The sequence below is a fragment of the Aeromonas sp. Lyrl_2 genome (genome assembly GCF_051948815.1).
GTDB classification, from domain to species: domain Bacteria; phylum Pseudomonadota; class Gammaproteobacteria; order Enterobacterales; family Aeromonadaceae; genus Aeromonas; species Aeromonas veronii.
In genome coordinates this window covers 106,104-120,291 of record NZ_JAYJLJ010000005.1, presented here as the reverse complement: position 1 = coordinate 120,291, position 14,188 = coordinate 106,104, and the positions used below count along the sequence as shown (strand labels likewise).

At 58.9% G+C, this 14,188-nt stretch carries 14 protein-coding genes; 4 read left to right on the top strand and 10 right to left on the bottom strand.

Annotated elements, in window-relative coordinates:
• Positions 1 to 13 precede the first annotated feature (13 nt).
• Positions 14 to 1,351 (bottom strand): D-serine transporter DsdX, encoded by a 1,338-nt coding sequence (dsdX, locus tag VF684_RS06085; protein WP_139439877.1) that lies wholly within the window; start codon positions 1,349 to 1,351, stop codon positions 14 to 16.
• 223 nt (positions 1,352 to 1,574) lie between these two features.
• On the opposite strand from dsdX, the gene dsdC reads away from it, so the two are divergent.
• Positions 1,575 to 2,519 (top strand): DNA-binding transcriptional regulator DsdC, encoded by a 945-nt coding sequence (dsdC, locus tag VF684_RS06080; protein WP_128835412.1) that lies wholly within the window; start codon positions 1,575 to 1,577, stop codon positions 2,517 to 2,519.
• Positions 2,520 to 2,687: 168 nt separating this feature from the next.
• Here dsdC and VF684_RS06075 read toward each other — a convergent pair whose 3' ends face one another.
• The 3 genes from VF684_RS06075 to VF684_RS06065 form a co-directional block, all read right to left on the bottom strand.
• Positions 2,688 to 2,864 (bottom strand): hypothetical protein, encoded by a 177-nt coding sequence (locus tag VF684_RS06075; RefSeq protein ID WP_005337704.1) that lies wholly within the window; start codon positions 2,862 to 2,864, stop codon positions 2,688 to 2,690.
• A gap of 311 nt (positions 2,865 to 3,175) precedes the next feature.
• Positions 3,176 to 3,625 carry a C40 family peptidase gene (locus VF684_RS06070; protein WP_234663711.1) on the bottom strand — a complete coding sequence of 150 codons (450 nt, stop codon included), beginning with the start codon at positions 3,623 to 3,625 and terminating at the stop codon, positions 3,176 to 3,178.
• Positions 3,626 to 3,820: 195 nt separating this feature from the next.
• A complete protein-coding gene (locus VF684_RS06065) occupies positions 3,821 to 4,729 on the bottom strand; it encodes a hydrogen peroxide-inducible genes activator (RefSeq protein WP_139408883.1) in 909 nt (302 codons plus the stop codon).
• Positions 4,730 to 4,875: 146 nt separating this feature from the next.
• Between VF684_RS06065 and VF684_RS06060 the strand changes: the two genes are divergently transcribed.
• On the top strand, positions 4,876 to 5,478 hold the full coding sequence (locus VF684_RS06060) for a peroxiredoxin C (protein WP_005337701.1): 603 nt from the start codon (positions 4,876 to 4,878) through the stop codon (positions 5,476 to 5,478).
• Between the two features lie 259 nt (positions 5,479 to 5,737).
• On the opposite strand, the gene VF684_RS06055 is transcribed toward VF684_RS06060, so the two are convergent.
• The 6 genes from VF684_RS06055 to VF684_RS06030 all read right to left on the bottom strand — a co-directional run bounded on the left by VF684_RS06055 (position 5,738) and on the right by VF684_RS06030 (position 11,934).
• The gene (locus VF684_RS06055; protein ID WP_040067876.1) at positions 5,738 to 6,703 is read right to left on the bottom strand and encodes an alpha-L-glutamate ligase-like protein; all 966 of its coding nucleotides are present in this window, start codon (positions 6,701 to 6,703) and stop codon (positions 5,738 to 5,740) included.
• A gap of 3 nt (positions 6,704 to 6,706) precedes the next feature.
• Positions 6,707 to 8,245, bottom strand: a complete 1,539-nt coding sequence (locus VF684_RS06050) for an inactive transglutaminase family protein (protein WP_040067874.1) — start codon at positions 8,243 to 8,245, stop codon at positions 6,707 to 6,709.
• A gap of 3 nt (positions 8,246 to 8,248) precedes the next feature.
• A complete protein-coding gene (locus VF684_RS06045; protein WP_005337698.1) occupies positions 8,249 to 9,037 on the bottom strand; it encodes an ATP-dependent zinc protease family protein in 789 nt (262 codons plus the stop codon).
• Positions 9,038 to 9,089: 52 nt separating this feature from the next.
• Positions 9,090 to 10,067: a tRNA 5-methoxyuridine(34)/uridine 5-oxyacetic acid(34) synthase CmoB gene (cmoB, locus tag VF684_RS06040; protein ID WP_323949823.1), complete on the bottom strand. Its 978-nt coding sequence runs from the start codon at positions 10,065 to 10,067 to the stop codon at positions 9,090 to 9,092.
• Positions 10,064 to 10,810 (bottom strand): carboxy-S-adenosyl-L-methionine synthase CmoA, encoded by a 747-nt coding sequence (gene cmoA / locus VF684_RS06035; protein ID WP_069529805.1) that lies wholly within the window; start codon positions 10,808 to 10,810, stop codon positions 10,064 to 10,066. Before cmoA ends, cmoB begins: the two co-directional genes overlap by 4 nt.
• 275 nt (positions 10,811 to 11,085) lie before the next feature.
• The gene (locus VF684_RS06030) at positions 11,086 to 11,934 is read right to left on the bottom strand and encodes a DUF72 domain-containing protein (protein ID WP_257724811.1); all 849 of its coding nucleotides are present in this window, start codon (positions 11,932 to 11,934) and stop codon (positions 11,086 to 11,088) included.
• Between the two features lie 162 nt (positions 11,935 to 12,096).
• Between VF684_RS06030 and VF684_RS06025 the strand changes: the two genes are divergently transcribed.
• Together VF684_RS06025 and aspS are read left to right on the top strand one after the other, a co-directional pair.
• Positions 12,097 to 12,348: an FmdB family zinc ribbon protein gene (locus VF684_RS06025; protein ID WP_005337686.1), complete on the top strand. Its 252-nt coding sequence runs from the start codon at positions 12,097 to 12,099 to the stop codon at positions 12,346 to 12,348.
• Positions 12,349 to 12,380: 32 nt separating this feature from the next.
• A complete protein-coding gene (gene aspS, locus VF684_RS06020; RefSeq protein WP_257724810.1) occupies positions 12,381 to 14,147 on the top strand; it encodes an aspartate--tRNA ligase in 1,767 nt (588 codons plus the stop codon).
• Positions 14,148 to 14,188: the final 41 nt, after the last annotated feature.

Sequence of the window (14,188 nt, the reverse complement as noted above, 5' to 3'; positions counted from 1 at the left end):
GTTCTCGGTCTTGTTACACGATAAAGGAGAGCAGGAAGGTACCGGCCAGCGCCATCAGGGAGGCAACAAAGGTGGCGGTGGTGTAGTACTTGAGCGTTTCGTTCAGGGTGGCGCCGCAATACTGCTTGACCAGCCAGAACAGGGAATCGGTCACCATGGTGAAGCCAATAGCGCCGGAGCCGATGGCCAGGGTCATGATCTCCGGGCTGATATCCGGGTAGTGCACCATGATGGGGGAGACGATAGCGGTGGCGCCCATCATGGCAACGGTAGCGGAGCCCACGGCGGCGTGTAGCACGATAGCCACCAGCCAGGCGAGCAGAATGGGGTGCATATCCAGCTGTGAGAGGATAGTGGCCAGACTATCGCCCAGCCCACTCGCCTTGAGTACGCCGTTGAAGGCGCCGCCCGCTCCGATAATGAGCAGGATATTGGCGATGGAGGAGAAGCACTCCTCGGTCTTGTTGAGCAGCCCTTCCATCTTCATCTGCTGGCGGATCCCCAGCACGTAGTAGGCGGTGAAGGCGGCGATAAACATGGCGGTGATGGGGTTGCCGATAAACTCCAGCACGGTGTAGAGGTGGCTGGCGTGCTCCATATTGAGCTCGGCGACCGTCTTGGCCAGCATCAGCAGGATGGGCAGCAGCACGGTAAAGAGCGAGGCGCTTAAGGTCGGGAGAGTTGCTTCATCGCGAGCCTTGATGTCGGCAAAGGCAGCGGGCACCTCCTTGAAAGGGAGCCGGTTGCCCAGCAGTTTGAGGAACAGCGGGCCGCCGATAAGCGAGGCAAAGAGGCCGACCGCCAGACCATAGACGATGACAGAACCCACATCGGCGCCCAACTGATTGGTGACATAGAGGGCAGCAGGGTGGGGCGGCACTATGCAGTGCACGGCCATCAGGGCGGTGCAGAGCGGAATGGCCAGGGTCAGCAGCGAGGTTCTGGTCTTGCGGGCGATGGAGAAGGCGAGCGGAATGAGTAGCACCACCCCCACTTCGACAAAGAGGGTGATGCCGCACACCAGACCGACCAGTACCATGATGACCTGAGGCGAGAGCCAGCGGCATCTTTGCAGGGTGAGACCGATGCGCTCTGCAGCCCCCGACACCTCCATCATCTTGCCGAGTATGGTGCCAAGACCGATGACGGCGGCGAGAAAGCCTAGCGTGCCGCCAATGCCCGCTTCCATGGCGCTGACCATCTTGAGGGGCTCCATCCCCATCAGGGTGCCCACATAGAAGCTTGCCAGCAGCAGGGCAAGGAAAGGATGCACCTTGCCCTTCACTATGGTGACCACGATAAGAACGATGCTACTTAGCAAGGTAGCGATGACCCATACCTCTGAACTCATACTGCGCCTCGACATCTGTTGTGTGTGATTGTTTATGCGCTTATTGAATGAAAATGAGGTGGGGCTGACAAATGATGAAATCGACCACTTGGATGAAATGAGATGATGCAAAGGCGCTACATTGGTCACAATTTATCGAAATCACACTCTTTGGGTCTTTTGGTTTCATCCTGAAGGTGGCCGGTGGGTGTATCATCGGCGGCCATTGCGAAGAGGGGTATGAATGTATAACGGGGATAATTACATATCGCGCAACAAGCTGCTGAGTGGCTACCAGCTGGCCAAGCTGCACACCTTCGAGGCGGCCGCCCGCCACGGATCCTTTGCCATGGCGGCCGATGAGCTGTCGCTGAGTCCCAGTGCCGTGAGTCACCGGATCAGCGCGTTGGAAGAGGAGCTGGGGTTCAAGCTCTTTGAGCGTTTCCACCGCAAGGTGGTACTGACGGCGGATGGGCAGCGGGTGTTCTGGGCGCTCAAATCCTCACTGGAGTTCATCAATCAGGAGATCCTGGAGATCAAGAATCAGGAGCTCTCCGGTACCCTGACCATCTATTCGCGTCCCTCCATCGCCCAGTGCTGGCTGGTGCCCAGGCTGGCGGATTTCTCCCGCCTGCATCCGCAGATCGAGCTCAATATCATCACCGGCAACGAGACCATCAACCTGCATGGTTATGGCATCGATTTGACCCTCTATTTCGATGAGAAGAGCCCGGAGCGGCTTGCCATCCACCCGCTGATGGATGAGTACATGCTGCCGGTCTGCAGCCCGGAATATGCCGAGCAGCACGGGCTTGTCGGCAATCCCGCCAACTTGTCCTTGTGCCGTCTGCTCCATGATCGGCAGGCATGGGGATTTGACTCGGATACCGACGAATGGAGCTGCTGGGCTCGCCACGCCGGGGTCAGCCTCGAGGCATGCCAGCTGAGCATGGGTTTTGATCGCTCGGATCTCGCCATCATCGCCGCCATGAATCACGCCGGGATCGCCATGGGGCGCAAGAATCTGGTGAGCAAGCGACTGGCACGCAACGAGCTGGTGGCCCCTTTTGCCGGGCTGGAGATCAAGTGCGAGCAGCGTTATTACATGGCGACCCTGCCCAATCGGGCGTGTCCCAAGATCCAGGCCTTTATCGACTGGGCGCAGGAAATGGCTGCCGAGATGGAATGAACAGAGGCCGGTGCGCAAGAGCAAAATGAAGATGGTAAAGCGCGAGTGAACGAAGGTAGCGGTTTAACGTAGCGGGAAAATAGGGGGAGAGGGGTTGGCTGATAGTGGTTGGTCGCGAGTGGCCTTGCTGCCAACACCGGGTGGCTGGCAGCAAGGAAACGGTCGGGATCAGGTGGTCTTTTCCAGATGGTTCTGGTAAATCTGCTGCCACTTGTCCAGTTCGTTTTCATCACCCTGCTGCTGCCAGAACTCGCAGATGGAACTCGCCATCTCGCATGCCATGGCGTGGTCACCGTCACGGCGACTCATCAGGTATTGCCCCAGCCAGCTTTGATACTGTTTCATTGCACGATCTCCTTATCTATTTAACCCTTGATACTGCAGCTGTGGGACACCCGTCCGGCAGTGTTGCGCCACACTCCACTTTCGCCGCGCGCTGCTTGTTATCGCCTCGCTTGTTGTTAATCAGGACAGAGAGCGTATGAGAAAGCGGCGAAAGTGTTAAAAATTGGCCACCACCTTATCACAAAATGGTGTGATATGCAGGCTTTGGGGCCAATTGAGTTATAAGCATGGGCTGAGTGTCCCGACATAACGACAGGGATTGACGGAGAGTATCGGCACGCAACTTGTGCCACGAGCAGGCGTGTGAGCCGTTACTGGGTCACCCGACGCGCCTGCCAGTAGCGGCTGTTCCAGTAGACGTTGTCGAGGCGCGAGCGGATCACCCCCTTGCTGGTGGAGGCGTGGATAAACTCGCCGGCACCGGTGTAGACCCCCACATGGTACTGCTGCCAGCCGGTCTTGAAGAAGACCAGATCCCCGTGTTGCAGCCGGTAGCGATCCACCGGTTTGCCAATGCTGGCCTGGGATTCGGTGGTTCTTGGCAGGTTGAAGCCCAGCACCTGACTGTAGGCTAGCTGGGTAAAAGCGGAGCAGTCGAGCCCGGCGCGGCTGGCACCGCCCATCCGGTAGGGGACACCGTGCCACTGCTGGTAGAAACCATCAAAGGCACTGCTCTGCCGGGGGGCCGGAGGCGGCTCCGGCGTGCTGGAGCAGGCGGCCAGCAACAGAGTCAGCAGGGATAGCAGCAGCGTGCGATACATCGGGGCTCTCTCCACGGACGGATCTACCAAACGAGACATTCATCGCGCGCCAGTTTCTGCCACACCGTTTTGGCTACAGGCGCTGGCGCGACAACTTTTCCATCATAAACAGGGATCTGGCTTCATACCTAGTCTCTGGAGGGAAAAATGTGGCGGGGGATTGAAAAACGCCAGCCCGAGGGCTGGCGTTTGTTGTCACTTGCAGTGGCTGACCAGCGGGGTCAGCAGCTCGGCCAGCTTGTAGAAGGTCTGCACCCGGGTGGTACTGGGGCGCCAGACCAGACCGATCTCGCGATAGGGGGTCTCTCCCGGCAGCGGGATGGCCACCAGATCGGAGTTGGCAAGAATGCCGGCATCGATGGCCATCTGCGGAAGGAAGGTGGTGCCGAGACCCGCTTCCACCATCTGCACCAGGGTGTGCAGGCTGGTGGCGGCGAACGGGTTGATCTTGCTCTTGTCCCGCAGGCGACAGGCGCTCACCGCATGTTCGGTGAGGCAGTGCTCCCGCTCCAGCAGGAAGATGCTCTGGTTGGGCAGCTCCTTGTAGTCGAACGGGGTATGCAGACCGGCCGCCATGCTGGCGGGCATCACCATGTGGAACGGATCCTGGCCGACGGTCTTGCAGTGAAAACCGCCGATCTCGATGGGCAGGGCGAGGATCAGCAGATCGAGCTGACCCTGTTCCAGCTGCTTGAGCAGATTGCTGGTGGTGTCTTCGCGCAGCAACAATTCGAGGTCAGGATAGGTCTTGCTGCACTCTTTGAGCAGCTTGCTCAGCAGGAAGGGGGCGATGGTGGGAATGCAGCCCAGACGTACCGTCCCCTGCATCACGCCGCCCTGATGTTGCCCGAGCTCCATCAGATCCCGAGCATCGGAGAGCAAATTGCGAGCGCGCTCGACGATTTCCATGCCGACCGGGGTCATAATGAAGCTCTTGTGGTCCCGCTCCACCAGTTGCAGGTTCATCATGTCCTCCAGCGTCTGGATCCCGGTACTCAGGGTCGACTGGCTGACATGACAGGCCTTGGCGGCGCGGTTGAAGTTCTTGTGCTCATCGAGAGCGACCAGATATTGCAGCTGTTTGAGGCTGGGCCAACGTTGCATAGAAAAACCCGATTGATGCTATCTATTTAATTTGATTTAACTAATCTACCACCGGGTCTATAGTTTGTCGCTTGAATTAGATGGACTTGGCTCTAGGTAGCCCAATCCTCACCGGATTGTTCACTTCACATAAAGAGGAATTGAATATGGTATTGGTAGGCCGTCCCGCACCCGATTTTACCGCCGCTGCTGTTCTGGGTAATGGCGAGATCGTTGATTCATTCAACCTGTCATCCCACATCAAAGGCAAAGCTGCCGTTGTCTTCTTCTATCCGCTCGATTTTACCTTCGTCTGCCCGTCCGAGCTGATTGCCTTTGATCACCGTTATGAAGAGTTCCAGAAGCGTGGTGTGGAAGTGATCGGTGTTTCCATCGATTCCCAGTTCTCCCACAACGCATGGCGCAATACCAAAGTGGAAGATGGCGGTATCGGTCAGGTCAAGTACCCGCTGATCGCCGACGTGAAACACGAAATCTGCAAAGCCTATGACGTTGAACATCCGGAAGCTGGTGTGGCGTTCCGTGGCTCCTTCCTGATCGACAAGAACGGTGTCGTTCGTCACCAGGTGGTCAACGATCTGCCGCTGGGCCGCAACATCGACGAGATGCTGCGCATGGTTGATGCCCTGCAATTCCACGAAGAGCACGGCGAAGTGTGCCCGGCTCAGTGGGAAAAAGGCAAAAAAGGTATGCAAGCCTCTCCGGATGGCGTTGCCAAGTACCTGTCCGAGAATGCTGACTCCCTGTAATCGGGTCGCACTCTGCGTGAAGAACCGGCGCCTTGGCGCCGGTTTTTTTATACCTGCGATTCACCTATCACCTGACATAGCGGTCACACTCTTCTCGCCCTTAGCCCCTCGTTATTCCAAGCTGCCGTTCGCTGGCGTACTCGTCGTTTCGGGATGAGATGTTGACCCCTATGGCTGGGTGGGGGATGTGCTGACAGACAAACATGAGCCATAAAAAAAAAAGCGCGCCATAGGCGCGCTCAGTTCACAAGCGGAGGCGTTATTCCTCAAAGATCCCGAAGTGATCCTTGGCAAAATTGACCCGCTGCTCCACGTTCATCTTCACCTGGCCCAGCTTCTCGATGGTCTTGAGATTGGGCACCAGGCCGCGACCGTTGGCGATCTGGATGGCAAGACCGGGGCGGGCGTTGAGCTCCAGCAGCATGGGGCCGCGGAACTTGTCCAGCACCATGTCTGTTCCGATATAGCCCAGACCCGACATCTCGTAGCAGGAGGCAGCCAGGGTGAGCAGGGTATCCCAGTGGGGCACCTTGAGCTCATAGAGATCGAGGCCGGTATCCGGATGATGGCGCAGCGGATTGCCAAACTGCACTGCCCGCAGGGCACGACCGGTACGCAGGCACAAACCCACCCCCACGGCGCCCTGGTGCAGGTTCGCCTTGCCGTCCGAGGCGGCGGTGGAGAGGCGCATCATCGCCATCACCGGGAAACCCTTGAAGATGATGACCCGGGCATCGGGTACCCCTTCGAAGGAGTAGCCGTCGAACACATCATCAAAGTTGATGAGGCCTTCGACCAGCGCCACGTCGGGCTTGCCGCCGAGCGAATAGAGCCCCGCCAGAATGTTGGAGACATGACGCTCCAGATCCTGACCGGTAGAGGCGCTGCCGTTGGGCTTGTAGAAGAGGCCATTCTCCTGACGCAGGATCACCAGGATCCCCTTGCCGCCCGAGCCACGGGCCGGCTTGATGCAGAAGCCAGGCCAATCTTTGACCAGCTCGGTGATGCGACCCACATCGTGCTGGGCACGGATGGTGCCGATCAGCTCGGGCACGGTGACGCCTGCATCCAGCGCAATCCGCTTGGTCTGCAGCTTGTCATCCACCAGCGGGTAGAGGCTGCGCGGATTGTAGCGGCTGATATAGGAGTGGTTGCGTTTGTTCATGCCGAGGATGCCTGATTGGGACAGGCTCCACGGGGTGGTGTATTTTTCCCAGAACCACATCGGTTACTTGTCCTTACCCGGGGTGACGCCAGATTTCATCTCGTCCACCAGCGGCTTGAAGCGCTTCAGTTCGCTCAGCTTGTAGCCGGTGTAGTTACCCATCAACAGCACGGTCGCCATCAACACCAGCTGCAGACCGAGGAAGTTGAAGGTGAGGTGACGGATCAGCTCGTTATCCATGGCCAGATAGGCGATGACGGCAACCAGCAGAGAGCCACCACCCTGGCGGAACACCTCTTTCGGGCCCTCTTCTTCCCACAGGATGGACATCCGTTCGATGGTCCAGGAGAGGATGATCATCGGGAAGAAGGTGATCTTCATCCCGTCGGTCAGCCCCAGCTTGAAGGCGAACGCGGAGAAGATACCGATCATCGAGATAACCATGATGATGATGGCCGATATTCGGGCGACCAGCAGCAGGTTAAGCCGCGACAGATAGGAACGGATAACAAGACCGGTACCGACGATCAGCAGGAAGCCGATCAGACCGGTGACCAGCGAGGTCTGGATAAAGGCGACCGCGATCAGCACCGGCATAAAGGTACCGGAGGTCTTGATCCCCACCAGAACCCGCAGGAACACCACCATCAGCACGCCGATCGGGATCAGCAGCAAGCCCTTGAACAGGGTCTGCTCTTCCAGCGGCAGGCTGTGGATGGAGAAGTTCATCATCTCTGATTTCTCGAACTTCTGCGCCAGCGCCACGCTGACCGGCTGCTCCTGCTCGATCATCGAGAAGCTGACACGGGAGTTATGACCACCGGTCACGTCCAGCAGGGCGCCGGAGTTGTATTCCCACAGCAGCAGGTTGGCCGGACGGCCCTGTTCACCGGTTTGCGGGTTGAACAGTTTGTAGTCGGTCGGGCTGTTGAACACCTGCAGGTAATCCACCAGCTCCTGGCGACGGCGGCCATCTTCCAGATTCAGGGCATGCACCACGCGGGTCGGCACGTCAGCATTGTTGAGCAGCTCGGCGATCAGGTTGGCGCGGCTCTTGTGCTTTTTCAGCAGCTCGGCGTTCTGCTCCTGCTTCTCGATCTCCTTGATGATCTCGCGAGTCAGGGTGTAGCCGTCGGCAGAGCGCTCCTGCGCCCGTTCGAGGATCTGCTTCATCGCGGTGGCATAAGGCTCGCTCTCGATCTGCTTCTCGATGGCGGGCGGCTGCGGATTGGCGGCCGGTTTGGCATGGGCATCCGCCATCATGTCGACGCGGTAGTAGAGCTCCTGACGGCCAGAGGCGGTACGGATGGACCACTCGGCGCGGGCATCGCCATCTTTCTCGACAAAGGAGAGACCGTAGCCGGGGCTGGCGGCGTTCTCGTTCATCAGGGTGAAACCGGGCTGGGTGCCCGGAATGGCCAGGGAGGCGATCACCGGATCACCGGTCGCCTCGAACTCCAGCTTGGCTTCGATGGACCAGATCTGGCGCTTTTCACCGGGCGTCAGCGGCACATCCAACGCGATATGGTGATAGATCGTCATCCCCAGGCCGACAATGTACAGCAGGGCTACCAGCAAATAGAACGGCTTACGGGAAACCATGGATTATTTCACATCCTTGAGCTTGGGTTTGGGTTGGATATATTCGCGGGCCACATCAACCACGGCGATGTCTTTCAAAAATTCGCGACCCAGCAGCACAGGGAAGGTCATGTCGCTACGGTCTTTCAGGGTAAATTCGGCTTTCTCGGTCATGTCGCCAATGCGCACGGCCAGACGCACCACCGGACGGCGGTCAAGATCATCGGCAGAGGCCTGACGCACCCGCACATGGCGTACCAGCGGCGCTTCGATCTGGATCTTGTCGTCCACTTCCTGATGGCTCAGGAAGAAGCGCACCCAGTTTTTGCCGTTGCGCTCGAAAATGGTGATCTCCTGCGCACTGATGGAGGAGGTGGTCGCACCGGTATCGACCCGCGCCTGGAAGGCGTCGTTGGCCGCATCAACCCAGATCCACTCGGCTTCACCGACCATCAGCTTGCCATCGATGGTGTGACCCTGATTGGGGGCCGGGCACTTCTCGGTGGGGATGGCCATCGGCTTGGGCGGCTCGGAGGGGAGGGTGGCGAGCTTGTGGTCTACTTGCTTGACGGACTCTTTCATATTGGTGACATCTGTGTTGAGCTGAACCAGCAGGTGCTGTTGCTGCACATACTGCTTCTGTTGCTGTTCCATGGATGTTTGCAGGCGCTGCTCGCTCTGGCTCAGCTCGCTACGAAGCTCGGCCAGCGTCAGAGCAGGGACCTGAGGCGCTTTTTCCATATTGACACACCCGCCGAGACTAAGCAGGGAGAGCAGGGTCATTCCTTTTAATTTGCTTTTCATGTCATTCATTTAACTGTGCTTCCTGGAATTGGGTCAGTGTAACTTCCTGAATCGCCATCGGCTAGTCTTTGGCCTTGCGGGCAATCAGGACGGCACGTTTCGGCGCCGGGTGTCCTTCTACCGTGAGTGCCGGATTGTCTGGATCCAGATAGTCACTCAGGGATTCATTAATCATCCAGTCGGTACGACGCTGTTCGTCGGTGCTGGTCATATTCTCGTCTACTATCCGCACATCGGTGAAGCCGCAGCGCTCGACCCACAGCTTGAGGGCGTGGCTTGAGGGAATAAACCAGACGTTGCGCATCTTGCCGTAACGATCGGTGGGCATCAGCACGTCGTTGACCCCGCCATCAATCACTAGCGTCTCCAGCACCAGCTCGCCATCATCTTTCAATTGATTGCGCAACTGCTCGATGTGCTCGATGGGGGATTTGCGGTGATAGAGCACTCCCATGGAGAAGACGGTGTCAAAGGCACGCAGCTCCGGCAGCTCCTGAATACCGAGCGGCAACAGGTGGGCGCGCTGATCATTGCCTGCGAAGTGGCGAATGGCCTCGAACTGGCAGAGGAACAGCGGGCTCGGGTCTATGCCGACCGCCAGCTTGGCCCCTTCACCCACCATGCGCCAGAGGTGGTAACCGCTGCCGCAGCCCACATCCAGCACGTAACGGCCTTCGAGCGGGCTGATATGGGGCAGCACCCGATCCCACTTCCAGTCAGAGCGCCACTCGGTATCGATATGGATGCCGTGCACGATGAACGGCCCCTTGCGCCAGGGCATGAAGTGACGCAGCAGGCTCTCGACCTTCTTGCGCTCCCCTTCGCCCAGGCTCTCGGCAGAGCCGATTTCGACCCAGCTTTTCAGCTCGACGTGTTCAGGAGCGACCACCGGCAGCTTGTTGAGGGCGCGGTTCCAGCGCGGCAGGTCGCCATGCTGGTTGTCATGTTGCCAGGCGTGCAGCTGGGCGGGCAGGGTATGCAGCCAGTGGCTCAGCCGGTTTTTGGCAATCAGTTGATAGAAATTGGCAAAGTCGATCATGGCTGGGCGTCGCTGGATTTGATGGCAATCATGGAGCCGAAGTTGAAGCACTGGAACCAGAGATCCTGATGGACGAAACCGGCATCCCGCAGACGGGCCTGATGCACCGGCAGGCTGTCGGTGCGCATCACGTTCTCAAGGGCGGTGCGTTTCTGGCTGATCTCCAGCTCGCTGTAGCCATTGGCCCGCTTGAAGTCGAGATGCAGATCGATGAGCAGCTCGTTGACCGGTTCATCTTCGAAGCGGAACTTTTCGCTCAGGATCAGGATCCCGCCCGGGCGCAGACCATCGTGAATGCGCTGGATCAGGGCGGCCCGTTTTTCTGGCTCGACAAATTGCAGAGTGAAGTTGAGCACCACCACGGAGGCGTTCTCGATCTCGATGTCGCAGATATCTGCTTCCACCAGCTCCACCGGCACCTCGGATTTGAAACCGGAGAGGTGGGCGCGGGCGCGCTCAATCATCGGGTGGGAGAGATCCACCGCGGTGATGCGGCAGCCGGACTGGCTGACATGGCGACGCATCGCCTGGGTCGCGGCGCCCAGTGAGCAGCCGAGATCATAGAGTCGGCTCTCGGGTTGGGCGTAGCGGGCGGCCATCATGCCGATGGCGGAGATGATGTTGCTGTAACCCGGCACCGAGCGCTGGATCATATCGGGAAATACGTCGACGACCTGTTCGTCAAAACAGAAGTCTCCCAATCGGGCGATCGGGGCGGCAAAAATTTGATCTTTGGTATGCATGCTGGCGCAACCTGACAGTCGGGACATCACCCGGCTGTATTGTTCAATTGAGTCGTTGGGTGACACCCATCAGAGTAGATTTATCACCTGTTTACGAACGGGGTGGCTGGTCGTGAAATCCTTTGGACCGTTCCTGTTCGTACGGGCCATGTTCCGGACCCTTACTTGGGGCGGTAGTGTAGAGGATTGATGGCCGTTTGTCTTGACGCCAGGGCTTGCCACGCCACAAAAAAGCACTTTTTTTGCAGCGAAACGATGGCCGCAGAATGGGTTGGCTAAAAGCGCAGCACTCCCTGCCGTGCGCGATCGTTTTCCCCCGGCCAGGGGGCCATCTCCTGCTCCAGCAAGCGGGTGATCTGACGGGCCAGCTCAGGTGCCTGGGCGTTGTCGGCAGTATGTATATAGAGGTAGAGGTCCTTGCCCTCCGCGAGCCACTGGCGCCAGTGGGGGAACCAGCTGGGTAGGAAGGGGTGATTGGCCGCCGGATCCGGCAGGCCGATAAAGCGCACCATGGGGGCGTTGGCGGTGGCCAGCAGATGTACCGGCAGGCGTGGCTTCTTGCCCTGGGCATCGACAAGGGCTGGCGTGGTTGCTTGCACCGAGAAGAGTGGCCGGCTGTCGAGCATCACCCGGTTCACACCCTGTTCCATCAGCAGTCGGTTCAATGCCCGCTCGGCCTCCCCCTTGGCGAAGAAGTCGTGGTGGCGCACTTCGAGGGCGTAGCGAAACGCCCGCGGCAGCCGATCGATGAAGGCCGCCAGTCTGGCCAGCCCCTCTGGCCCAAAACGGGCGGGCAACTGCAGGGTGAGCAGCCCCAGCTTGTCGTGCAGTGGGGCGAGCAGGCGAATAAAGTCGGCGACTTGTTTGTCTGCGCTCACCAGATCGCTCTGGTGGCTGATGGTTTGCGGAAATTTGAAGTTGAAACGAAAGTGATCGGGCACCGCATCGGCCCAGCGCTGTACCGTATCGGGGGTCGGCAGGGCGTAGAAGGTGGTATTGCCCTCCACCGAATTGAACACGGTGGCGTAGTGGGCGAGGTGTTCAGCAGGCTTGGCGCCAAGGCCTAGCAACTGGCCGGGCCAGCTGGGGTGGGACCACTGTGGCAGGCCCAAATAGAGGCTCATGATGGCTATTCTCTTCGCTCTTGGTGCATTCGTGCCGATTTTTTGCCCGCTTTTTGCCATCGAGCGCAAAAAACTGGCGAAAGGAGGCTGCTGGCCATTTTACCCAAAAGGGGGTTTTCCTCTATAATGCCAGCCCTTTTGTTTTTCAATTTCTTGTGACCCATGCCTATCTACGAATATCGTTGCGACGTCTGTGGCCATGAATTGGCAAAACTGCAAAAGCTTTCCGATGCCCCCCTGACCGACTGTCCGGCCTGTAGCAAGCCGAATCTGGTCAAGCTGATATCGGCGGCAGGCTTCCGGCTCAAGGGAACCGGATGGTACGAGACTGATTTCAAACCGGGTAAGAAAAAGAATCTGGCCAGCTGTGAGACAGACGGTGCTTGCCAGTCGTGCCCGGCGGCCCAAGGTTAACCGTCTCTCTACAATTTCGAAGGAAGAAGTCCATGCGCTCTATCTATTGCGGACAGGTCAATGAGGCCCATGCAGGGCAGACCATTACATTGTGCGGTTGGGTTCATCGTCGTCGTGATCTCGGCGGTCTGATCTTTATCGATATGCGCGACCGGGAAGGGATCGTTCAGGTGTTCTTCGATCCGGACAAGCCGGACGCGTTCGCCCTGGCCTCCGAGCTGCGCGGCGAGTTCTGCATCCAGGTGACCGGCGTGGTGCGCACCCGTCCCGAGTCCCAGCGCAACAGCGACATGGCCACTGGCGCCATCGAAGTGTTCGCCCACGAACTCAACATCATCAACCGTGCCGAGCCGCTGCCGCTGGACTTCAATCAGGTCAACAGCGAAGAGATCAGCCTCAAGTATCGCTACCTGGATCTGCGTCGTCCCGAGATGGCCAAGTACCTGAAGACCCGTGCCAAGGCCAGCGCCTTCGTACGCCGCTTCATGGACGAGCACGGCTTCCTCGATATCGAGACCCCGATGCTGACTAAGGCCACCCCGGAAGGCGCCCGGGACTATCTGGTGCCGAGCCGCGTGCACAAGGGCAAGTTCTACGCTCTGCCGCAATCACCCCAGCTGTTCAAGCAGTTGCTGATGATGTCCGGCTTCGATCGCTACTACCAGATCGTCAAGTGCTTCCGTGACGAAGACCTGCGTGCTGACCGCCAGCCGGAATTCACCCAGATCGACGTGGAGACCTCCTTCATGACCGCGCCGCAAGTGCGTGAAGTGATGGAAGAGATGATCCGCAAACTGTGGCTGCACATCCTGAACGTGGATCTGGGCGACTTCCCGATCATGACCTTCGACGAAGCCATGCGTCGCTACGGCTCCGACAAGCCGGACCTGCGTCTGCCAATGGAGCTGGTTGATGTGGCTGATCTGCTGACTGCTGTCGAGTTCGCCGTGTTCGCTGGCCCCGCCAACGATCCGAAAGGCCGTGTGGCTGCCCTGAAAGTCCCGGGTGGTGCCGAGCTCTCTCGCAAGCAGATCGACGAATACACCAAGTTTGTCGGCATCTACGGTGCCAAGGGCCTGGCCTGGATGAAGGTCAACGAAGCGGCCAATGGTATCGAAGGCGTGCAGTCTCCGGTTGCCAAGTTCCTCTCTGACGCCATCGTGCGCGAGATCCTGGCTCGTACCGGCGCTGCCGACGGCGACATCATCTTCTTTGGCGCTGACAGCAAGAAAGTGGTTTGCGATGCCATGGGCGCCCTGCGTCTGAAAGTGGGTCGCGATCTGGGCCTGCTGGAGAACAGCTGGAAACCGCTGTGGGTCATCGACTTCCCGATGTTCGAGGAAGATGGTGAAGGTGGTCTGGCCGCCATGCACCACCCGTTCACCGCGCCGAGCAACATGAGCCCGGTCGAGCTGAAAGCCAACCCTGTGGGTGCTTACGCCAACGCCTACGACATGGTGATCAACGGCTACGAAGTGGGTGGCGGCTCTGTCCGTATCCACAACAGCGAGATGCAATCCACCGTGTTCGACATCCTGGGGATCACCCCGGCCGAGCAGCGCCTGAAGTTCGGCTTCCTGCTGGATGCGCTGAAGTACGGTACCCCGCCGCACGCCGGTCTGGCCTTCGGTCTGGACCGCCTCAGCATGCTGCTGACCGGCACCGAAAACATTCGGGACGTCATCGCCTTCCCGAAAACGACCGCGGCTGCCTGTCTGATGACAGACGCCCCCAGCCTTGCCAACGCCGCCCAACTGGGTGAGTTGGCGATTGCAACCACCGTCAAGGGCGACGAGTAAGCCGATACCGGCACCGGAGGCCGCCGCCGTGCGGCCTCTGT